Origin of the sequence: Pseudomonas sp. NY15181, from assembly GCF_048068055.1 — a bacterium.
Taxonomy (GTDB): domain Bacteria; phylum Pseudomonadota; class Gammaproteobacteria; order Pseudomonadales; family Pseudomonadaceae; genus Pseudomonas.
This window is the reverse complement of the sequence record NZ_JBLUPT010000011.1, coordinates 48,657-71,817: the sequence shown is the minus strand read 5'-3', so window position 1 is coordinate 71,817 and position 23,161 is coordinate 48,657. Positions and strand designations below refer to the sequence as shown.

11 protein-coding genes are annotated in these 23,161 nt (G+C 67.3%); 9 read left to right on the top strand and 2 right to left on the bottom strand.

From position 1 onward, the window contains the following. Window positions 1-28 precede the first annotated feature (28 nt). A complete protein-coding gene (locus tag ACNFBT_RS22680; protein WP_416752984.1) occupies window positions 29-901 on the top strand; it encodes a LysR substrate-binding domain-containing protein in 873 nt (290 codons plus the stop codon). Further along, complete coding sequence (locus tag ACNFBT_RS22675; RefSeq protein ID WP_416752983.1) at window positions 898-2,055, top strand: YbfB/YjiJ family MFS transporter; 1,158 nt, start codon at window positions 898-900, stop codon at window positions 2,053-2,055. Before ACNFBT_RS22680 ends, ACNFBT_RS22675 begins: the two co-directional genes overlap by 4 nt. Window positions 2,056-2,281: 226 nt before the next feature. Here the strand turns inward: ACNFBT_RS22675 and ACNFBT_RS22670 are convergent, their stop codons facing one another. Next, the gene (locus ACNFBT_RS22670; protein WP_416752982.1) at window positions 2,282-2,722 is read right to left on the bottom strand and encodes a carboxymuconolactone decarboxylase family protein; all 441 of its coding nucleotides are present in this window, start codon (window positions 2,720-2,722) and stop codon (window positions 2,282-2,284) included. Window positions 2,723-2,872: 150 nt separating this feature from the next. On the opposite strand from ACNFBT_RS22670, the gene ACNFBT_RS22665 reads away from it, so the two are divergent. Both ACNFBT_RS22665 and ACNFBT_RS22660 read left to right on the top strand, forming a co-directional pair. Further along, window positions 2,873-4,306: a PLP-dependent aminotransferase family protein gene (locus tag ACNFBT_RS22665; protein ID WP_416752981.1), complete on the top strand. Its 1,434-nt coding sequence runs from the start codon at window positions 2,873-2,875 to the stop codon at window positions 4,304-4,306. Window positions 4,307-4,469: 163 nt separating this feature from the next. Next, a complete protein-coding gene (locus ACNFBT_RS22660) occupies window positions 4,470-4,760 on the top strand; it encodes an antibiotic biosynthesis monooxygenase family protein (protein WP_416752980.1) in 291 nt (96 codons plus the stop codon). A 28-nt stretch (window positions 4,761-4,788) separates the two neighbouring features. Here the strand turns inward: ACNFBT_RS22660 and ACNFBT_RS22655 are convergent, their stop codons facing one another. Further along, window positions 4,789-6,432, bottom strand: a complete 1,644-nt coding sequence (locus ACNFBT_RS22655) for a mechanosensitive ion channel family protein (protein WP_416752979.1) — start codon at window positions 6,430-6,432, stop codon at window positions 4,789-4,791. A gap of 289 nt (window positions 6,433-6,721) precedes the next feature. On the opposite strand from ACNFBT_RS22655, the gene ACNFBT_RS22650 reads away from it, so the two are divergent. From ACNFBT_RS22650 to ACNFBT_RS22630, 5 genes are read left to right on the top strand one after another with little or no spacing between them, the layout of a single operon-like run. Further along, window positions 6,722-17,317, top strand: a complete 10,596-nt coding sequence (locus tag ACNFBT_RS22650; protein ID WP_416752978.1) for a VCBS domain-containing protein — start codon at window positions 6,722-6,724, stop codon at window positions 17,315-17,317. Between the two features lie 38 nt (window positions 17,318-17,355). Next, entirely contained in the window at window positions 17,356-18,906 is a 1,551-nt protein-coding gene (locus tag ACNFBT_RS22645; protein ID WP_416752977.1) for a TolC family protein, read from the top strand. Further along, window positions 18,887-19,669, top strand: a complete 783-nt coding sequence (locus tag ACNFBT_RS22640) for an efflux RND transporter periplasmic adaptor subunit (protein WP_416752976.1) — start codon at window positions 18,887-18,889, stop codon at window positions 19,667-19,669. Before ACNFBT_RS22645 ends, ACNFBT_RS22640 begins: the two co-directional genes overlap by 20 nt. Next, the gene (locus ACNFBT_RS22635; RefSeq protein ID WP_416752975.1) at window positions 19,662-21,002 is read left to right on the top strand and encodes an efflux RND transporter periplasmic adaptor subunit; all 1,341 of its coding nucleotides are present in this window, start codon (window positions 19,662-19,664) and stop codon (window positions 21,000-21,002) included. Before ACNFBT_RS22640 ends, ACNFBT_RS22635 begins: the two co-directional genes overlap by 8 nt. Then, window positions 21,002-23,101: an HlyD family efflux transporter periplasmic adaptor subunit gene (locus ACNFBT_RS22630; protein WP_416752974.1), complete on the top strand. Its 2,100-nt coding sequence runs from the start codon at window positions 21,002-21,004 to the stop codon at window positions 23,099-23,101. The genes ACNFBT_RS22635 and ACNFBT_RS22630 overlap by 1 nt, the downstream gene beginning before the upstream one ends. The last annotated feature ends 60 nt before the right edge of the window (window positions 23,102-23,161 follow it).

Here is a 23,161-nt window from a genome sequence, read left to right as displayed (position 1 = left end):
GCAACATATTCTCTATTGAAGATTAATCATGGATCTCTCCAGCCTGGAAATCTTCCGTTGCGTGGCCGAGGAACAGAGCGTCACCCGCGCCGCCGCCCGCCTGCAACGAGTGCAGTCCAACGTCACCACGCGCATTCGCCAGCTAGAGGACGACCTGGGCGCGGCGCTGTTCCTGCGTGACGGCAAGCGCATGACGCTGACCGACCAGGGCCGCGGGTTCCTGGTCTACGCCGAACGGATGCTGGCCCTGGCCGCCGAGGCGCGCCAGTCGCTGCACCCGGACAGCGCCAGCGGCAGCCTGCGCCTGGGCAGCATGGAAGCCACCGCCGCCAGCCGCCTGCCGGAACCCCTGGCGCGCTTCCACCGCGACTATCCCGAGGTGGAACTGCGGGTCGGCACCGGCCACAGCCAGAAGCTGCTGGACGAGGTGCTGAATCGCCAACTCGACTGCGCGCTGATCGCCCACCCTGACATCCTGCGTGCCGAACCCGGCTTCGAGACGGCGCTGGAACGTGGCCTGCGCGCCGAGCCGGTGTTCCGCGAGGAACTGCTGCTGGTGCTGCCCGGCAACCACCCCCCGGTGAGCGCGCCTGCGGACGTGCAGATCCGTACCCTTGCCGGCTTTACCCGGGGTTGCACTTATCGCCTGCTGGCCGAGCGCTGGCTGCAGGGCACGCCGCTGGCGGTGCAGGAAGTGGGCTCCTACCACGGCATCCTCGCCTGCGTGAACGCCGGTTCCTGTATCGGCGTGCTGCCGCGCTCGGTGCTGGAGCTGCAACGGGAAACGCCGGAGCTGCAGGTCGTGCCGATGATGGAAGTGGATACCCTGCTGGTCTGGCGCGACGGCTACGCCACCGGTGCCTTCCGGCGCTGGCGGGAGACCCTGGAGGCACGTCCGTGAAGCCGTCACCTCGGCTGCCCGCCGCGCTGTCGGCGGCGCTGATCCTCGCGGTGGGCATGGGCTTCGGCCGCTTCGCCTTCACCGGTCTCTACCCGCTGATGGTGCGCGACGGCCTGCTCAGCGTCACCGGTGGATCGCTGGCCGCCTCAGCCAACTACGCCGGCTACCTGCTCGGCGCCCTGCTCCTGGCGCGCAGTCATGAACGCCACGCCGCGCGCATTTGCGCGCTGGCCCTGGTCGGCACGCTGATCGCCCTGGCCGCCATGGCCATCCCGGCGCCCACCGGGTTCGCCATCGGCGTACGCCTGCTGGCCGGCGTACTCAGCGCCATGGCGCTGGTGGGCGCGGCGCAGTGGCTGCTGCAATGCATGGGCGAGACCCACGGCGCGCCGCTGATGTTCGCCGGGGTTGGCGTGGGCATCCTGCTCTCCGCCGAGCTGATCGTCGCCGGCAACGCCTTCGGCCTGGGCAGCGCGGCGATCTGGTGCGTGCTGGCGTTGGCCGGGCTGCTGCTCACGCTGCTGGCCGCCCCGGCGCTGCGGTACTCGGCGCCATCCGCCGCACGGCACACTGCGGCCCATGACAGCCTTTCGCCGCAGCTCGGTGCACCGATCATCCTGCTGGTCTACGGGCTGGCGGGCTTTGGCTACATCATCACCGCCACCTACCTGCCGCTGCTGATGAAGAGCAGCCTGGGCGCCATCGACCCGTTGCAAGTCTGGGCGGTGTTCGGCCTCGGCGCGGCGCCGTCGTGCTTCCTCTGGCACCGTGTGCACCTGAAGCTGGGCAGCCGCCGCGCCCTGGCACTCAACCTGCTGGTGCAGGCGCTGGGCGTGATGCTGCCGGCGCTGGGCGAGTCGGCTTTTCTCTATCTGGGCAGCGCGGTGCTGGTGGGCGGCAGCTTCATGGGCACCGTAACCATCGCCATGCCGGCGGCCCGCGCGGTGGCCGGCCAGGTGCGCTTCAACATGCTGGCGGCGATGACGGCGCTGTATGGCGTCGGGCAGATCGTCGGGCCGTTGGTGGCCAGCGCCCTGCGCGGCCTGACCGGCAGCTTCATTCCGGCCCTCGGCGCCGCCGCCGGGGCTTTGTTGATTGGCGCGCTGTGCTGCCTGCCGCTGCGGCGAGCGACGACCCTCTGCCGGACGGTGTAAGGGCAACGGTTTCCACGGGCAAGGTCGTGCCTGCGTATCCCCCTCACCCCAGCCCTGGCTGCGCGCCCCGCTCCTCAGGGAGAGGGAGCCGTCCGTGCCGGCTGACGCTGAAGTTGCATCCTCCACCGAACGGTCCCCTCTCTCGCTTGCGGGAGAGGGTTAGGCAGAGGGGCTCTTATGTGCTTTCGCGGATGAGCTCGGGCCATGGCTGTCCCGCCTGATCGCTTCAGACTGGCGGCAACTGGCGGAAGGACACGCCCAGGCGGTTCCACACATTGATCGCGCCGATGGCGACGGTGAGGTCCACCAGTTCGCGTTCGCTGAACTGTTCCCGCGCATGCTGGAATACCGCATCCGGCACCTTCGACTCGGACAGCAGCGTCACCGCCTCGCACCAGTCCAGTGCCGCCCGCTCGCGTTCGGAGAAGAACGGCGACTCGCGCCAGACGCTGACGGCGAACAGCCTCCGCTCCGTCTCTCCGGCGCGCCGGGCTTCCATCGCGTGCATGTCGGCGCAGAAGGCACAGTTGTTCACCTGCGAGACGCGCAGGCGTACCAGCTCCAGCAAGGGGCGTTCGACGGACAGCTCGAAGATCGCGGCCTCCAGGGCCAATACCGCCTTCAGGGCCTCGGGGGACGCGGTGTAGTAATCCAGGCGCGGTTGCATGGCGCTTTCCTCGGGGATGGGACACGCGCATTGTGCGCGGCGCCGGACGCACGGCTGGTGGCCAATTCGCGGAAAATTCGTCACGCAACTTCACCGGCCAATCCGCCCGGCGCTACTCTTCCTGCTCTGTCACGCCTGCCGGAGCCAGCTTTGGAGCTTCACCTGATCATCCACGGCCAGAAAGACCTGGCCGGGCAACTCTATCGCCAGCTCCGCGAGGCCATCGACTCCGGCCGCCTCGCCGCCGGCACCCGGCTACCGCCCAGCCGCCTGCTGGCGGAGCAACTGGGCATCTCGCGCAAGACCATTTCCGACACCTACGCGCAACTCACCTACGAGGGCGTGCTGGTCGGCAAGGTCGGCAGCGGCACCTTCGTCAACACGCGGATACCCCGCAACGACCGGCGCCAGGACCGCTTCCGCTTCGCCAGCCAGGCCAACATCGACCACTGGGCCAACCTCGATACCCGCCTCAGCCACCCCGGTGGCGAGGGCACGGCGCGGGCCGACTTCATCGGCGGCGCCACCACCCAGCTGCAGTTCCCCCAGGAGGAGTGGCGGCGCTGCGTGAACCACGCCATGCGCCAGATGAGCACGCCGCGCGGGCACTACAGCCGCCCGGAGGGCATCGCCCCGCTGCGCGACGGCATCGCCCGGCACATCGCCTATGCGCGCGGGGTGAACTGCCAGCTCGACGACGTGATGGTCTGCAATGGCGCGCAGCAGGCGCTGGACCTGTTGGCGCGGGTGATGCTGCGCCCCGGCGACAAGGTCGCCATGGAAGACCCCGGCTACCCGCCGGCGCGGCTGCTGTTCCGCATGCTTGGCGCCGAGGTGGTGAGCGTGCCGGTGGACGCCGAGGGCCTGCAGGTTGAGCGGATCCCCGACGGCACGCGGATGATCTACACCACCCCCTCGCACCAGTTCCCGCTGGGTATGCCGATGAGCCCGGCGCGCCGCGAGGCGCTGCTGGCGCGGGCCGTCGAGCTGGGCGCGCTGGTGATCGAGGACGACTACGACAGCGAGTTCCGCTACGAAGGGCGCCCCACCGATGCCCTGCAGAGCCTCGACCGCCACGGCGTGGTGGCTTACATCGGCACCTTTTCCAAGGTGCTGCTGCCGGAGCTGCGCCTGGGCTACCTGATCCTGCCGCCCTCGCTGTTCCCGGCGGTGATCCGCGCCCGCCAGCTGTGCGACTGGCACAGCTCGACCCTGCCGCAATGGGCGCTGGCCAAGTTCATGGCCGAGGGCTACCTGCTCAAGCACATCCGCCGCTGCCACGGCATCTACGCCGGCCGCCGCGAGCGCATCCTCGCCCGGCTGGACGGCGACCTGTCGCCCTGGCTGGAAGCGGTGCCCTCGGTGGCCGGTTTCCACCTCTGCGCGCTGCTGCGCCAGCCGACCAACGTGCCGCTGCTGATGGAGCTGGCGCGCAAGGTCGAGGTCGGCCTCTACGGGCTGGCGCCCTTCTACGACCACGAGCCGGTACGCGATGGACTGTTGCTGGGCTTCGGCGCCATCGACACCCTGGACATCGACCCGGCGCTGGACAAGGTGCGCGACCTGCTTCAGCAGATGGGCTGATGCGCGGCGGATTGGCCCGGCGGTTTTCCCGGGAATTGGCGGTTCAAGCGCCTGGGTGGCGCGCTTAACCTTTCAGCATCGATTTTGAAAACCGGTTCCGGCCTATGCATCCGCCCGGCCCAAGCGCCCAATGGCCTCCCACCCTGCCAAAAGGAGCCTCGCCATGTCCCCGTCCGCCATTGCCATCATTCGAGTCCAGGCATTCCCCGGCCAGACCGCTGCGCTGGGCGCCTATCTGGGCGAGCTGCTGGAGCAGGTTCGCCAGCAGCCCGGATGCCAGTCCGGCGAGCTGAAACCCCTGGGGCACGACCGCTGGCAGGTGCAGACCCAATGGGCCAGCCAGGCCGAACTGGAGGCGCACCTGTCCGGCCCGAAGGCGCAGCAGTGGCTCGGCCGGCTCGGCTGCGGCGATCTGGCGCTGGGACTGGCGTTCGAAAGCCGCAGCACCGCGTGAGCCAGCCCCAACCGCACGGGGCACGGGGTTATTCTTTTCGCGACACCTCATCGCCCGGCGGGCGCGCCGGTGCGCTGTACCACTGCTCCCTGGGCACCCACTTGGGCTGGTGCGGATCGCCCAGGTAGTGCGGCGACATGATCTGCACGCCGTACTCGTTGAACACGTCCTGAATATTGGCGTGCAGCATGCTCAGGAGCAGCGCGCGTGGGCGCGGCTCGCTGGGGATGGCCTGGGCCACCAGTCGGTATTCGGGATAGAAGTCCGACAGCGCGGTCTGGAAGACCTGCGGCGCCGGCGATTCCAGAATGCCGTCGGTACGCCGTGCGGCTTCGATCAGCATGGCTTCCACCTGGCGCCAGGGCGTGTCATAGCCGATGGTCACCACGGTATCCACCACATAGCCCTGGCCCTGGACGATGCGCGAGTAGTTCTTGGTCACCGAGCCGGTGATCATCGAGTTCGGCAGGGTCAGCACTTCGCCCAGGCCGGTGCGGATGGTGGTGTTGAACATGCCAACCTCGGTCACCGTTCCTTCATGCTCGCCGACCCGCACGAACTCGCCGGCGCGCAGGGTCCGCGAGTAGGTGAGGATCAATCCAGCGGCGGCCTGGCCGACCACGCTGGACGCGCCGAGGGAGATCATCAGGCCGATCAGCACCGAAACACCCTTGAAGGCCTCGGTGCCGGAGCCCGGCAGGTAGGGGTAGGCCATCACCAGCGCGAACAGCCAGATCGCCAGGGAAGTCAGCCGGGTAGTCGGCTGCAGCGTCTCTTCGGTCAACCAGCCCAGGGTGCCGGGGCGCGCCAGGCGTTGCAGCAGGCGCCGGGAGAAACCGCTGATCCCCCGCGCGATCAGCACGATGCACAGCGCCACCGCCAGCCCCGGCATGGCGCCGAGCATGCCGTTGAGCAGGTAGCGCGCCAGATCGATCAGGTGCACGTTGAGGCTCTCGCCCCACGGCCGGGTGTAGGGGAACTGCGACAGCACGAAGCTCAGCCACTGGTAGCTGAGCAGGAACACCACCACCCAGTAGAACAGCCAGACCAGCCGTCCGAACAGGTAGTAGAGGTACTGCACGTCGAACAGCGGCGTATGCCCCAGCTTCAGCCACTGCTTGTGCCGGCTCATCAGGCCCGGCAGGCGCTCGAACAGCTTGCGCCGTCCCAGGCTGACGCCGCGCAGCAGCAGGAAGTAGATCACCGTGGCCAGCGCCGAATAGCCCAGCGCCATGAGCAGGAAGCGCAGGTTGCGCGCCTGACCGCTCTCGGTCACCACGCGGCGCAGGTTGTCGGCCGCCTGCTCCGCCGCGGCGCGCACCGAGCCGCCCGGCGGGTCGACATCCTGCGGCGTGACGATGAAGGCGCGGCTGTAGCCCAGCAGCACGATGTAGCTGTTCTGGATCGGATCGATGTTGACCTTCAGCTCGCCGCTGCTCTGCAGGGCGTCCTCGATGGCCGACTTCGCCCGGCGTACCCGGACCTCCGGGGTTTCACCGAGCAAGGTGCCGCGAAAGGTCATGACGACACGGTTCTCGATCTTCAGCTCCGCTGGCGTCACTTCCGGCGCCACATCGGCCACGCTGGCCGCATCGCCCGCCAGCGAATCAGCCGCTCCCGCCAGCGGCCAGACCAACATTGCCCACAACAGCAGCAACATCCTGTAACGCATTCCCCGCTCTCCACTTGTACTGACTGCGGCCTGCCTCTTGTTCGCCGGGGCCGGGCCGCTCCTGAAGCCCAAGCGTAGTCATTCGGGAATTAGCTGGAAAGTGTGAACCCGGCGCTGTGCATCGTCCTGTCAGATTGTCTGACTAGTCAGAATCTGACTGTGTGAAAGTCGTGAAATGCACACGCATATTCCTTTTCGCTATCGAGAATCTCCGTCTAAGCTTGCCCCTCGTATGTGCTTGAGATTGTGTTCCAAGCCGTGATCATTGACCGATCCGACGGGTACTGAAATGGATAATCAGGGCAAGGCGCGCGCCGCATTCCTTCTTCGCCCCCACACCCACGCTCTGGCTCTGGAGCAACGAATTCTCTTCGACGGCGCCGCCGCGGCGGCAGTCGACCAGCAGCACCACGACTCCCAGGCCGCCGAGGCCAAGGACAGCACCCCGCCCGCCACTGCCGTGGAGGCACGCGCCCAGGCCGCAGCGCCTGCGCCGGCCCCGCGCAACCTGGTGGTGATCGATGCCCGCCTGGAGAACCGCGACCAGCTTGCTGCCAACCTGCCGCTGGGCAGCACGGCGCTGGTGGTCGACGCCGGGCAGGACGCCATCGCGGCCATCAGCAACGCCCTGGCACAACTGGGCAAGGTTGACTCCATCCAGGTCTTCTCCCACGGCGCCACCGGCCAGTTCACCCTGGGCAACCAGACCTTCACCGCGCAGACCGTCGACCAGCTCGGCGAACGCCTGAACGCTTGGCGCGGCGAACTCAATCCCGGCGCGGACATCCAGCTCTATGGCTGCGACGTGGGCGCCGGCAGTGCCGGCCAGACCCTGGTCAACGAGCTGGCGCGCTGGACCGGCGCCGATGTCGGCGCGTCCAGCAACGCCACTGGGGCCAGCCGCGTCGGGGGTGACTGGAACCTCGAAGTGCGCGCGGGCGATGTCGACAAGACCATCGCCCTGAGCGCGAGCACCCTGACGGACTTTCAGGGCCTGCTGGCCAATGCCAGCCCCACCGTGGCCATGGGCAGCGGCGGCGCGGTGGTGCGCCTGGGCGATACTTTCACCTTCGACGTGATCTTCAGCAACCCGTCCACCCAGGTCGGCTATGCCCCCTACATCGACCTGTTCATGCCGGCCACCGGCCGCGATGGCAATGACGGCGCCACCTTCGTTTCCGCCACCTACCTGGGCCAGGCGGTGAAGTTCACCCCTGTCACCTTCGACGCCAACGGCAATGCCACCCATCCGTTCGCCAAGGACGCCAACGGCAATGCGCTGGTTATCAATGCCGCCAGCGTCGGCATGAAACCCGGTGACCAGATGATCGTGCTGCAACTGCCCTATGGCAGCGTCACCAGCGGCCAACCGGCCATCGACATCCAGGTCACCGCGCAGCTGAGCAACCTGGCCGATACCAGCTATTCCGACGGCGCGCCGAACCTCACCATCAACGCCCGCGGCGGCTTCGAGTACGGCAACGACTCGCTGAACAACCCCGCCCAGGACCCGACCCTGGTGGAAGCCGCGCTGCACAGCTTCGTGGTCACCCCGACCCTGCTGTCGGTCACCCAAACAGTGAACATGCCCGAGGGCGAGACTGTCACCGGGCCGAACTTCACGCGCACCGAAACGGTCACCGTAACCCCGGCCCCCGGCCAGACTCTGACCAACGTGACGGTCACCCAGACGGTGCCCGATCAGGTGCATGTCAGCTCCATCACCCCCGGCGCTGGCGGCACCCTGACCTCCATCACCCTGCACGACGGCACTGTTCTGACCAACCCGACGCTGATCGCCGCGGCACTGAACAACCCCAACGCCTTCGTCGCCAGCTACAGCATCCACTACAACACCCTCAGCGCCGCCAGTACCACCACGGTGGGCTTCTACGTGCCGGAGATCGACGCTGCCGGGCGGCCGGTGCTCGATCCGGCCACGGGCAATCCACGCACCATCACCTTCGGCACTGCTACCGTGAGCGGCGACTGGAACCCGCTGGACGTTCGCGACCGCCCGACCGACCCGGACGGCTACCCCTTCACCGTTACCGGCAACGGCGCGGGGGTCACCTTCGTCGCCAAATCCATCACCCTGCTCAAGACGGTGAACCTGCAGAACGACGTCGGCACCGTCGGCATCACCCCCGGCGACACCCTGCGCTACACCATGGACGTGGCCATCTCCGACTTCTACGCCTTCGGCAAGAACATCCTCGGCCAGGGCCAGTTCACCATCACCGACCAACTCAGCGACGGCCAGACCTTCTCCGCCGCCAACGCACCGCGCATCGTCATCCAGCAGCACGGTGCATCGCAGGTGATCCCGGTGATCTACACCGCCACGGTGAACGCCGATGGCAGCACCACGCTGGTCTTCGATATCGGCGCATCCATCGCCGCCGCCGTCCAAGGGCCGGGGCTCTACGCGCTGTTCGGCGACCTATGGAACGGCGACGTTCAGGAAGGCGCCACGCGGATGTCCGTCGTCTATGATGCGACCATCGACACCACCTACACCTCCGACCACCCGCCCCACGACCAGCTCAACGAGGGCGACAGCATCAGCAACAATGCGCTGGTGGATGCCACCGTGCTGCGCGACTCGGTGAACATCGGCGGCGAGCAGACCGACGGATCCAGCACCACCAGCACCATCAAGACCTCCAACATCGATATCCAGCTCACCCAAGTCAACGGCGGCGCCCCCCCGGGCAACGGCGAGCTGCGCCCTGGCGACGTGGTGACCTTCACGATCACCTATGACCTGCTGGTGGCCGATTACGAGAACTTCGCCCTTACCGCCTACCTGCCCCTGCCGCTGCTCGCCTCGCAAGTCACCGATTGGACCCAGGGCACCGGCGTGGGCCAATGGACCTTCGGCGCCGGCAACAACATCGGCGATGTGCCCGACAGCGTACGCACCGGCCCGGGCAACTCGATCATCTTCAACTTCGGCAACTATGTTTCCGGCGGCCTGAACGGCGGCCGGGTACAGGTGCAGTTCACCATGCGCGTAGGCGACCAGCCCTTCGCCGACCAGCGCGAACTGGATGTGCTGGCACAGTCCAGCCAGACCACCACCATCGACAAGACAGTGCTGATCTCCTCGGATGTCGCGGTCATCGAGTCGGTCGCCGAGCCGGTGCTGGACATCAAGCACGGGGTGGTTTCCAGCACCAATGGCACCGTCACCGGGACCACCGGCAGCTGGTCGGCTCCGGGCACCAGCGGCGTGCCCTTCGGCGGCAGCGTCACCAGCCTGGCCGCGGTAGACGGCAACGTCAGCGGCATCGATGGCGGGGATACCCTGCGCCTGGCCACCGCGATCAAGAACACCGGTGGTGGCGTCGCCTACGATGTCACCACCAGCATTACCTTGCCCGCCGGCCTAACCTTCGTCGGCGGCAGCCTGGGCGCGATCGCGACCAATCTGCAGATCTACCGGGGCGACGGCATAAAGCTGATTGCCGGGGTGGACTACAGCGTCAGCGGAAACACGATCACCTTCCTCGATGCCAACGGCCAGGCGACCTTCCTCGCCGGCCGCGCCAACGCCGCCGACGGCAACGACGCCGCCGGCCGTAACCTGGTGGTGATCACCTACGACGTCACCGTGAACAACGCCATCCTCGCGTCGAGCACCCTGCAGAGCAGCGCCGCGCTGACCAACTACGCCAGCGTCAACGGCGGCCAGGACTTCACTCCCGTGGATATCGTCGAGGTCGCCAACCAGCAGGTGGCCGCGCCGACCATCACCAAGACCTTCCAGGACGGCAACCTCAGCGAAGACGACTCCAGCGCCAGCCACACCACCGGCGACAACCTGGTGATCGGCGAGAAGATGACCTACGACATCGTCATCACCCTGCCCGAAGGGGGAACCGCCAACCTGCGCCTTTCCGACCTGATCCCACCGGGCCTGCGCCTGGATACCACGGCTTTCAATGGAGCGGGCTACAAGATCATCTTCAATGCGACGGGCACCGATCGAGACCTTTACAGCAGCGCGCTCCTGCAGAACTTCAACGGCACCGTCAGTGTTAATCCGTCAACCCCCAACGGCGGCGATGGTGTCGATCTGCAACTGGTGTTCAGTGCGGCCGGCGCGGCCGCTGACAACATCGTCGGCAACAACGCCTTCGTCATCCGCCTGGTGCTGGTGGCGAGCAACGTGCAGAGCAACCAGCAAAGCGTGACCCTGAACAACGGTGCGCAAATCACCTACAGCGACCCCGACGGCGATACGCCCAACGGCACCACGGCGGTCGACCGCACCGTCGTTAGCCCTCAACAACCGTCGGTGACCATCGTCGAGCCGACCCTGACCGTGACCCAGAAGGTCGACTCCACCCCGACCTTCGGCGGCTTCGACGAAGGCGACACGGTGAATTTCAGCATCACCATCACCAACACGTCCGGCACCAATGCCTTCGATCTCAGCCTGCTGAACGTGCTGCCCACGCAGATGAACAACATGGTGATTACCGGCATCGCCTACAGCGGTGGTGCCACCAACCATGGCGGCGTGGATTTCATCATCCAGAACGGCCAACTGGTCACGGCCAACGGCGCGGACATCGACATCGCCAACGGCGGCAAGATCGTCATCAGCCTGTCCGGCGTGGTGAACGCCACGGCAGCCGGCCAGGCGGTTATCCCAAACAACGTCGTGGTGCGCTGGACCAGCCTCGATGGCACCAGCAACGCCACCGACACCCTGGCCGGCGAGCGCGGCGGCGACGACGGCGTGCTCAACTCCGGGGTGCTCAACGACTACCGGCTGGTCAACTCACTGCTGATCCCGGTCACCAACGGCATCCAGGTGTCCCGCGTCGGCGGGCTCGATGCCACGCCGCCGGCGACCAACTCCTCGGGCACCACCGATACCGCGGGTCTGCAGGAAACCGTGGTGGTAGGCGAGATCATCCGCTACCGCGTGGCGGTCGTCGTCCCCACCGGCGACAACCCCAACTACCAGATCCGCATCGAACTGGCCCCCGGGCTCGAGTTCATTCCCGCCAACCTCAACAACATCCTCATTGCGCTGGGCTCCACCGGCGGCGGCCTCACCACGGACGCCACCAACCTGATCAGCAGTGGCTCGCTGATCATGTTCGGCAACCAGAACAGCGAGGTATCGCTGCCGATCCGCCCCGACCTCTCCGGCGACAAGCCCACCGGCGTCTTCAACATCAACAGCGGGCGCCTGCAGATATCCACGGACGGCCGGACCATCACCTTCAACCTGGGCAACCTGACCAACACCGAGGTGAACGACGGCGACATCGAAGGGGTGATCCTGGAGTTCAACGTCCGGGTCAGCAACATCGCCAGCAACCAGACCGGCGCACAGCTGGGCATGAATGTGTTCGAGCACGTCGGCCTCAACGGCGGAGTCGATCGCGGCCACAGTTCCACGGTCTTCGAGCATGTCGTGGAGCCTGGATTCACCGGCATGGACAAGTCGGTCATCGACATCGCCGCCGGCACCGTCGCCGGCACCACAAAGGCCACCGTATCGATCGGTTTCACGCAGAACGGTGAAGTCCCTGCGTACAACGTCGTGCTGCGCGACCAGTTCCCCAATGGCAGCGACTACGCCATCCAGAGCATCATCATCAACAACAACACCTACACCACGAGCAACCTGCCGGCGGGTGTCACCGCCAGCGTGGCGGGTGGCCAGGTGGTGCTCACCTTCGACCAGTTGAACGTCAACGACAAGGTGCAGGTGATCTACAGCGTCACGCTGCCCAACACCATCATCCCCGACGACGCCAACAGCTCCGCGGTACTGACCTGGACCAGCCTGCCCACCAGCTTCGAGAACGCCGGCTGGGGCGGCTCGCTGCCGCTGACCGCCGGCGGCGCGAACGGTGAGCGGACCGGCCAGGACGGCGCGAGCGGGTTGAACAACTACATCCTCAGCGACGGCGCCGGCATGGGCGTAGTGCGGGGGACCCTTTGGGATGACACCCGCTCGGCCAATAACAGCGTGACACCCGATGGACCTGGCCTGGGCGGCATCGGCGTCGACCTCACCTGGGCCGGCGACGATGGTGTGTTCGGCACGGCCGACGACCGCACCTTCAGCACAGTGACCGCCAGCGACGGCACCTACCAGTTCGCCATCCTGCCCTCAGGCAATTACCTGGTGGCGGTGGCGCAGAACTTCGCGCAGGCGAGCAACAACCGCTTCCACGTGCGCGTCGATAGCGATAGCGGAACCGCCACCGTCGGCCTGGGCAACATCAACCTGAACTTGAGCGAAGGCGCCATTGGCATTGCCAACGCCGGCTACGTGCATATCAACGAAGCACCGATCAACACCGTCGCCGACCAGCACGGCCAGGAAGACACGGTGCTGCACATCCTCGGCCTGGCCACCAGTGACGTGGACGTCAACGCCGGCAACGCCAACGGCATCATGACCGTCACCCTCAGCGTGCTGCACGGGGTGATCTGGCAGACGGGGACGGCGCCGGGACCTAACGACGCGCCGCCCGCGGGCGCCGGTCGCAGCCTGACGCTCACCGGCACCCTGCAGCAGATCAACGTGCTGCTCAGCCAGATCTATTACAAGGGCGACCAGGACTTCAACACCGCCCGCACCGCCGAAACGCTGACCATGGTCACCAACGACCAGGGCAACTTCGGTGACGCCAACAACGACGGCATTCCCGGCCAGAATCCAGCGGATGCACTGACCGATAGCGACACGCTGAACATCGTCCTCGACGCGGTGAACGATGCGCCCATCGCACACCCCGACCTCGCCATCGCCATCGAAGCCGGCGGCCTGAACAATGCCACGCCCGGCGTCGACCCCACCGGCAACGTGCTGGACAACGACACCGACGTGGACATCGCCACCAACGGCGACATCCTCAAGGTCACCCGCCTGGAGAACTCCCTCGGCGGCTTCGTGCTGGTGCCCGCTACCGGTGTGGCCAGCCTCGCCGGACGCTACGGCACGCTGTATATCACCGCCACCGGCGGTTTCCAGTACGTGGTCGACAATACCAACCTCGCGGTACAGGCGCTGCGCAGCGCGGGCGACGTATTGCGCGAGTCCTTCGGCTACTTCATCAAAGACAGCGGCGGACTCGGCAGCTCGACCTCCCTGACCATCGACATCCACGGCGCCAACGACACCCCCGTCGCGCAGAACGACGCCGGCACCGCTGTCGAGGCCGGTGGCACCAACAATGGCAGTCCCGGCGCGGACGCCATCGGCAACGTGCTGATCAACGACCGCGACGTGGACTCCACGATCTACGGCGAAACCAAGGCCGTCAGCCTGGTGCGCTATGACGGCATCGGCGGCGGCCGCATCTTCCCGGTAGCCCCCGGGGCGCCGGCCACCCTGCAGGTCCTCTACGGCACCCTGACCATCAACGCCGACGGCTCCTACCGCTACGTGGTGGACAACAACAATCCCGTGGTGCAAGCGCTTTCACCCGGCCAGACCCTGCCCGAGCGATTCACCTACCAGGTCACCGACAAAGGCGGCCTGAGCGCGATCGCCACCCTGATCATCACCATCCAGGGCGCCAACGATGCGCCGGTGGCGGTGGATGACCACAACACCGCGACCGCCGGCGCCAGCGACAACAGCCCGGCGCCGGTCAACGCCAGCGGCAACGTGATCACCGGTGGCCTGGGTGGTGCCGGCGCCGATACCGATGTCGACAACTTCGACCAGCCCACCGCCGCCAAGCTGAAGGTGGATGGCGTGCGCAGCGGCCTGGAAAGCGCCGGCACCACCATCCCCAACAACGTCAGCACCGGCGCGCCGGGGTTCATCAACGGCACCGTGGCGCGGCTGGCCAACGGCACGCTGATCAGCGGCAACTTCGGCCAGCTCACGCTGGGCGAGGACGGCACCTACACCTTCATCGTCAACAGCGCAGACCCGGCGATTCGTGCCCTGACCGCCAACCAGACCCTGGACGTCATCTTCACTTACCGCATCCACGACTCCGGCGGCCTGACCGACCAGGCACAGCTGGTGATCACCGTGACCGGCGTGAATGATCCACCCATCGTGCAGCCGGTGGTGATCCATGCGACCGAAGCCGGCGGCCTGCTCAACAACGTCCCGGGGCTGGACCCGACGGGCAGCGTCCGCGACTCCTACACCGACCCGGACGGCGATGTCCTCACCATCACCGCCGTGGTCAGCCCCACCGGCGCCAACGGCACCGTGGGCGCAGACCTGGCTGGCAACCATGGCGTGCTGCTGCTCAACGCCGATGGCAGCTACCGCTTCGTGGTCAACAACCTCGACCCGGCCGTGCAGTCCCTGCGCACCTATAACGACACGCTCACAGAGGTATTCACCTATACCGTCAGCGACGGCAACGGCAAGTCCATCACCCGCACCTTCACCGTCATCATCCATGGGCAGAACGATATCCCCATCGCCCAGGACGATACGGGCCGCGCCATCGAAGCCGGCGGCACGCTCAACACCACCCCCGGCGCCCCCGCCACCGGCAACGTGCTGCCCAACGACCTCGACGTGGACGGCGCAGCCTATGGCGAAACCAAGGTGGTCGACGCTGCTCGCTTCGGCGACCGGAATGCCAGCGGCGCGCTGGTCGACCTGAGCGCCAGCGGTGGCGTGGTGGCCGGCGCCTACGGCACCCTGGTGCTCAATGCCAACGGCACCTACACCTACACGGTGAACGACAGCCTCGCCGCCGTGCAGGCGCTTAAGCTCGGCGACAGCCTGGTGGAAGTCTTCACCTACCGCATGCACGACACCGATGGCGCCACCTCCATCGCCCAGCTGACCATCACCATCGAGGGCCGCTACGACGCCCCGGTGGCCAACGACGACATCAACTACGCGGTGGCCAACCTCGACGGCAGCGGCGGGCGCAACCCCACCGGCAACGTCATCACCGGCCTGACCGGGATTTTCGCCGGCATCGGCGCCGATACCGATGTCGATGCCGGCGATCACCTGGTCGTCACCAGCATCGCCAAGGGGCCGGAAGGCTCACAGGTGAACACGGTTCCAGTGCTGCCGGGCAGCCCGCAGACCATCCAGGGCGCCTTCGGCACCCTGGTGATCAACGCCGACGGCCGCTACCAGTATTTCGTCGACAGCACCAACCCGGACATCATTTCCCTGGGCCCACTGGCGTTCGCCATCGAGTCGTTCACCTATCAGGTGACCGACGACGGCAACCTCAACGATCAGGCCACCCTGATCATTCTCATTCGCGGACGCAACGACCCGCCCGTGACGGAGCCGGACTTCGGCACTGCCGTGGAGGACGGCGGCCTGCATAACAACGTGCCGGGCAGCAATCCTTCCGGCAACGTCCTGGCCAACGACACCGACCCGGACACCATCACCACGATCCCCCAGGACGTGATGCACGTGGTGTCGTTCTGGACCGGCGACCGCCCGCTGCCCGCCGATGCCAGCGTGCCCGGCCAGAGCCTGCGCGGCCAGTACGGAACCTTGACGCTGAACGATGACGGCAGCTGGAGCTATCAGCTGGACAACTCGCTGCCCGAGGTCGAAGCCCTGCGCGCCAGCGGCCAGACCCTGCAGGACAAGTTCACCTACCTGGGCGCGGACATCTGGGGCGGTGCCACCGCCGGCCTGCTCACCATCACCATCGACGGCCGCAATGACACCCCCATTGCCAGCGACGACACCGCCATCGCGGTCGAGGCCGGTGGCGTGAACAACGGCACTCCGGGGGTCGATCCGCGCGGCAACGTGCTGGACAACGACACCGACGTCGACGGCGTGCAGTACGGCGAGACCAAGGCCGTCCTCTACTACACCGGCGAAAACGGCAGCACTGCCAGCGCTGGCCAGGTGCTCCAGGGGCTCTACGGGAAGCTGACGATCAATGCCGACGGCAGTTACCAGTATGTCGTGGACAATGCCAACCCGACGGTTCAGGCCCTGCGCACCGCTGGCGAAACCCTGCGCGAAGTCTTCATCTACCGCATGCGCGACACCGCCGGAGCCACCTCGGACGCGCGCCTGACCGTGACCGTGCGGGGCGCCGACGACAACCCGACCGCGCGCGACGACAGCAACTTCGCCAGCGACGAAACTCCCGCACCGCAGGCAACCGGCAACGTGCTGCCCAACGACAGCGACGTGGACGGCGGTGATGCCATCAGCGTGACCGGCATCCGTACCGGCGAGGAAAGCGGCAGCGGCACCGCCGGTGTCGTCGGCCAGCCCATCGCCGGCCGCTACGGCACCCTCGTGCTCAATGCCGACGGCAGCTACACCTACACCATCGACCTGAGCAACCGCGAAGTGCTGGCCGCAGCCGGCCTCGGGCAAGTCCTCAAGGACTACTTCACCTACACCATCAGCGACCTGACCGGGCTCACCGATCAGGCGCAGCTGACCATCACCCTGGATATCTCGACCCCCTACATCCCGCCGGGACCGTATTTCGACAGCTTCGCCGAGGGCGGCGACCCACCCGAACCGTTGCTTGGCGTCGACCCTGCGATCTTCGTCCAGCCGGTGGTGGAGCGCATCGACCACAACCTCTCGCTGTCCGCCTGGGGCGTGGACGGCAGCAACCTCGACCTGTTTGCCACCCCGGAAATCGAGAGCCAATCCCTCGGCGCCCAGCTCGGCCAGATCAAGGGCCAGTTCGTCGCCCGTGCCGTTGGCGAAAGCCGGCGGGCCAGCGACCTGGACAAGCGCTGGGTGGACGGCCGCCACGGCGTCACCAGCCTGAGCGCCGACGGCCTGCTCCCCGATCCTTCGCTGTGGGCGCCCCTGCCCGGCGACATGGTGGCCAAACCCGACAAGACCGCGCAGACCGCACGGGGCTTCCGTGCCCAACTGCGCGACGCCGCCCAGCGCCGGAGCGGCAACCCATGATGCGTACGCAACATTCACGGAAGGACCAAGGACTCAACATGCCCGCATACGCCCTGAAATGCCTGAGCGCCACGATCGCCAGTACCGTGCTGCTGGCCGCCTGCTCGCACTTCGAACCCAAGCCCTACACTCAGGACGAGATGCGCCAGCGGGTCATCGAAGACCAGGCACGGATGTACAAGGAACAGGAGCCGGTGAACGGGCCGATCACCTTCTACGAAGCCTCGGCGCGTGCGTTGAAATACAACCTCGACTATCGCCTGAAGCTGCTTGAAAGCGCGCTGGCCTCGGACCTGCGCGATGTCACCAGCCACGAAATGCTGCCGCGCGTGGTGGCCTCCGCCGGCTACGCCGGGCGCAACAACGATTCGGGCGGCACCTCCATCGGCATCGAGGACCGCCAGGTCAGCCTGCGGCCCTCCACCTCCGAGGAGCGCTACCGCACCCTCTACAGCCTCGGCCTGTCCTGGAGCCTGCTGGACTTCGGCGTCGCCTACTACCGCACCCAACAGAAGAACGATCAGATACTGATGGCCGAGGAGCGCCGCGAGAAGGTCGCGCAGAACGTCCTGCAGGACGTACGCAACGCCTACTGGCGCGCCCTGGGTGCCCAGCGCCTGCTGCCGGAAGTGGACGGCCTGCTGATGCGCACCCACCGTGCCCTGACCGCCGCACGCGAGGCCGAGGGCAAGGGCCTGCTGCCGCGCCAGGACATCCTCGCCTACCAGCGCGCCCTGCTCGACTCGGTGTACATGCTCACCGTACGTCGCCAGGACCTGGAATTCGCCCGCGCCGAACTGGCCGCGCTGATGTCATTGCCGCCGAACACCAAGATGGTCCTGGCCGACATCGGCGAGCAGCCGCTGCCGCTGGTGACCAACAACGTCGAGCAACTGGAACGCCTGTCGCTGGAACGCCGCCCGGAGATCATGGAAGAGTGGTACAGAAAGCGCGTCGACATGAACGACCTGAAGATCGCCAAGGCGCAGCTGTGGCCCAACATCAGCTTCAACTACGGCTATGAGTACGACTCCAACAAGTACCTCTACAACAACGACTGGAACCAGACCGGCATCAACGTCTCGATGAACCTGCTGCGCCTGTTGCAGTACCCGGACATCAAGGCCGCCGAGGAGAGCCAGGAAAAGACCGACGACATGCGCCGCACCGCGCTGTCCATGGCCATCCTCACCCAGGTCCGCGTCGGCCTGCTGCGCTACCAGCTGGCCAAGCAGGAAGTGGAGTTCGCCGACGAGAGCCTGCGCGTCGACCAGAGCCTGCTCAGCTACGCCCAGTCCGCCCGTGGCGCCGCCCTGGGCAGCGAGCTGGAGCTGATCCGCGCCGAAGGCCGCTACCTGCTCTCGCGCTACCAGCGCGAAGCCGCCTACTCCGATGCCCAGGCCGCCTGGGGCCGGCTGTACAACTCGGTGGGCTTCGAAGTGATGCCCAAGGAAATCCAGAGCCACGACGTGAAGACCCTCGCGCGGGAAATCCAGCGCACCCTGGAACAGCAGTCCAGCACCAACCTGCTCGCCAGCAACAGTCTCCGTGGCCAAGAAGGAACCGCCAATGCCACACCCGCGCAGTAAATCGTCGTACCTGTTCCTCCCGTTCTGCCTGATGTTCCTGCACCCGGCGCTGGCCGCAGACGCCAGCACTACCCTGCCGACGCCCCCGGACAACGATCCGGGGGCGATCCGCGTGCTGCTGGTCTCCGACCTGGAAACCACCCTCTCCGCGCAGATGAACGGCACCCTCGGCGCGCTCAAGGCCAGCCTCGGCGAGAAGGTCGCCAAGGACGCGCAGCTCGCCCAGCTGGGCTGCACCGAAGTGAACGCCCGCGCCAAGGTCGCCGCCGCCGAGCTGAACATGGCCCGCGCCAACCTCGCCGCCAAGCGCAACCTGCGCAAGCTCGACGCCGTGGGCGACCTGGAAGTGGCCATGGCCAACACCGAGGTGGAAAAGGCCGACGGCGCCCTCACCCTGGCCCGTGCCCAGGCCGGCTACTGCCTGGTCGACGCGCCCTTCTCAGGGCGCATCGCCAAGGTCTACGTCAAGCCGTACCAGACCGTCTCCGCCGGTACGCCGTTGTTCGACCTGGTCAGCGACGGCGCCCTGAAGGTCCGCCTCAACGTACCCTCCTCGCTGCTGCCACGCCTGCAACCGGGCATGCCGCTGCAGGTGGACATCCACGAGACCGGCAAGCACTACCCGGCCAAGGTCAGCGCGATCAACGCGCGGGTCGACGCGGTGGCGCAGACCGTGGAACTGGAGGCCAAGCTGGACGCCAGCTACCCCGAACTGATCGCCGGCATGAGCGGGGTCGCGCGCTTCCCCGAAAGCCATGAGTGAACTGCTGCCGCCACCCCAGCTGCTGCTGAGCCTGGCCAATGTGCGCGACCGGGCGCTGGCGGCCGACTCGCTGAACGCCCTGGCCTTCAGCATCGCCAACGACCTGTTCCCGCTGCTGCGCTTCCACCAGGCGTTGGTGTTCGCCTGCCATGACTCGCGCAACGAGCTGCTGGCCGTCTCCGGCCTGGCCAAGCCCACGGAAGACTCGCCCTACCTGGTCTGGCTGGAACGTGCCAGCCGCTGGGTCGCCACGCAGCTGCCGGATGCCGCGCCGGCCTGGCTCGCCCGCGAAGCCCTGGACCCGCCGGCGGACATCGCCGAAGGCTGGAGCGAATGGTGGCCCGCCGGGCTCTGGTGCGTGCCGCTGCACGACCGCGCCGGCCAGCGTCAGGCTCTGCTGCTGTTCCTCCTCGACGAAGCCCCCGCGCGCAACCTGCAACCGCTGCTGCAAGGCATCTGGCAGACCTGGGCCCACGCCTGGGCCGCCTTCGGCCCGCGCCCGCGCTTGCGCTTCTGGCGGCCAAGCAAGCGCCAGGTGCTGGTCGGCGTGATCGCCCTCGCCGCGCTGTTGCTGGTTCCGGTACGGCAGACCGCCCTGGCGCCGGCCGAGGTGGTCTCGCGCAACGCCCAGGTAATCAGCTCGCCCATCGACGGGGTGATCGCGAAGATACTGGTCCGGCCCAACCAGAACGTGGAGGTCGGCACGCCGCTCTTCGAACTGGATGAAACCACCCTGCGCAGCCGCGCCGAGGTGCTGGCCAAGGAAGTCGCGGTGGCCGACGCCGAGCTGATGGCCGCCAGCCAGCGCGCCTTCGACAACCCGCAGAGCAAGAGCGAACTGTCGGTACTCGACGGCCGCGCCCGCCAGCGCCGTGCCGAACTGGCCGCCGTGCAGGCGCAACTGGCGCGCACCCGGGTGCTCTCGCCGCGCGCCGGCGTGGCCGTGTACAGCGACCCCAACGACTGGCTGGGCAAGCCGGTGGTCACCGGCGAACGTATTCTCCAGGTGGCCGACCCGAGCGAGCCGGGCATGCGCATCCAGCTGCCGGTGGCCGACGCCATCGCCCTGGAGCCGGGGGCGAAAGTGGCGCTATTCCTTACCGCCTACCCGCTCGACCCGCTGCACGGGGAAATCCTCGAAACCAGCTACCAGGCCAAACCCAGCGACGAAGGCGTGGCTTCCTACCGCCTGCTGGCCAGCGTGGAAAACGCCCCGCCCCACGCCCGCCTCGGCCTGCACGGCACCGCCAAGCTCTACGGCGAACGCGTGGTGCTCGGCTACTACCTGCTGCGCCGGCCGCTGGCCTCGCTGCGCGCCTGGACCGGCTGGTGATGGACGCTGCCGTCGAAGACCTGCCCACCCCGCCGCTGCGCGACGACCTGCGCCTGTCCGAAGCCGCCCCCGGCCCGGACGGCGAGCCGGTATGGGTGATCCAGGACAGCGTGCTCAACCGCTTCTACCGCATCGGCTGGCTGGAGTTCGAATGCCTGCTGCGCTGGGAGCAGACGCCCCGGCAGATCAGCGAGCAGATCGCCGAGCAGACCGCGCTCAAACCCGACGCCGAGCAGGTTCTGGGCTTCCGCCAGTTCCTCGAACACCACCAGCTGCTGCGTTCCGGCCCGGAAGCGCTGGCGCGGCTGCAGGCGCGCAGCGAGGGCAACCAGTGGACCACCTGGAAGTGGTGGCTGCACCACTACCTGTTCTTCCGCATCCCGCTGATCCGCCCGCAGCGCTTCCTGCGCGCCATCGCCGGCAGCCTCGACTGGCTGTTCAACCGCTACGTGGCAACACTGGTGCTGCTTCTGAGCCTGGCCGGCATCGTGATGGTGACGCACCAGTGGGACACCTTCACCCACGACGTGGTGGAGTCCTTCTCCTTCGAAGGGCTGCTCAGCTTCGCCGCCGCCCTGGTGGTGGCCAAGACGCTGCACGAGATGGGCCACGCGCTGGTGGCGACGCGGCTGGGGCTCAAGGTCGCGCACATGGGCGTTGCCTTCGTGGTGATGTGGCCGATGCTCTACACCGACACCGGCGAGAGCTGGAAGCTGCGCAGCAACCGCCAGCGCCTGGCGATCGCCAGCGCGGGGATCATCACCGAGTTGGGCCTGGCGGGCCTGTCGACTCTGGGCTGGGCGCTGGCCGATCCGGGGCCGTTCCGCAATGGCCTGCTGTACCTGGCCACCACTAGCTGGGCGCTGTCGCTGGCGCTCAATGCCAGTCCCTTCATGCGCTTCGACGGCTACTTCATCTTCTCCGACCTGCTGGACTTCCCCAACCTGCACGAACGCGCCGGGGCACTCGCCCGCACCACGCTGCGGCGCAACCTGCTGGGGCTGGACGAACCCTGGCCGGAGCACTTCCCCACCGGTAAGCGCCGCCTGCTGGTGGCCTTCGCCTTCGGTACCTGGGTCTACCGCCTGCTGCTGTTCCTCGGCATCGCCGTGGCGGTCTATTACTTCTTCTTCAAACTACTGGGGATCTTCCTGTTCGCCGTGGAAATCAGCTGGTTCATCGTTCAGCCCGTGTGGCGCGAACTCAAGGTCTGGTGGGGGCGCCGCGCGGAAGTGAAGCCGCGGCGCAAACTGGTCTTTCTCGGAATGCTCGGCGCCGTGCTGCTCCTGCTCGCGGTGCCCTGGCGCACCCAGGTCCACGCCATGGGCGTGGCCCGCGCGGCGCAGCAGCTGCACCTCTACGCGCCCTTCCCCGCGCAATTGCGCGACGTGCGCCCCGGCGGCGAGGTGGCCAAGGGCGAAACCCTGGCGGTGATGGAGGAGCCCGACATCGCCGCCAAGGTACGCGGCAGCGAGGCCAGCATCCGTGGCTACGAAGGCCGCCTGGCCGGCATGCTCGCCGACCCTTCGGGCCTCTCCGAGGAAGCCGTCACCCGCCAGCGCCTGGGCGTCGAATACCAGCAGGCCCGCGCCGCCCGCAACGAGATGGCCCGCCTCACCCTGCAGGCGCCCTTCGCCGGCCGCTGGATGGACGTGAATCCGGAATTGAAGGCCGGCCAGTGGATCAACACCCGCGAGCCCATCGGCGTACTGGTCGACCCGAGCTCCTGGCTGGTGGATGCCTACGTCAAGCAGGACGAGGTACAGCGCCTCACCGACGGCGGCCGTGTGCGCTTCTATCCCGAAGGCGTGCCGAGCGCCATCGATGGCCAGGTGGTGTTGATCAGCACCACCCGTATCAGCCAGCTGGAACAGCCGATGCTCGCCTCGCGCTACGGCGGCCCGCTGAACGTCAACGCCCAGGGCGAGGCGCTGGTGCCCAACCCGGCGCTGTTCCATGTGCTGGTGAAGCTCGATGCGGCTCCGCCGAACCTGCACGAGACCCGTGGACACCTGCAGATCGAAGGCGCCCGCCGCAGTTGGCTGGGCGAAGGCGTTACCCGGCTGCTGGCGGTGGCGTTGCGGGAGAGTGGGTTCTAGATCGGCTTTTCGAGCCCCTACAAAGCCGGATAACGCTGCGCGCTATTCGCCCTACAGGTG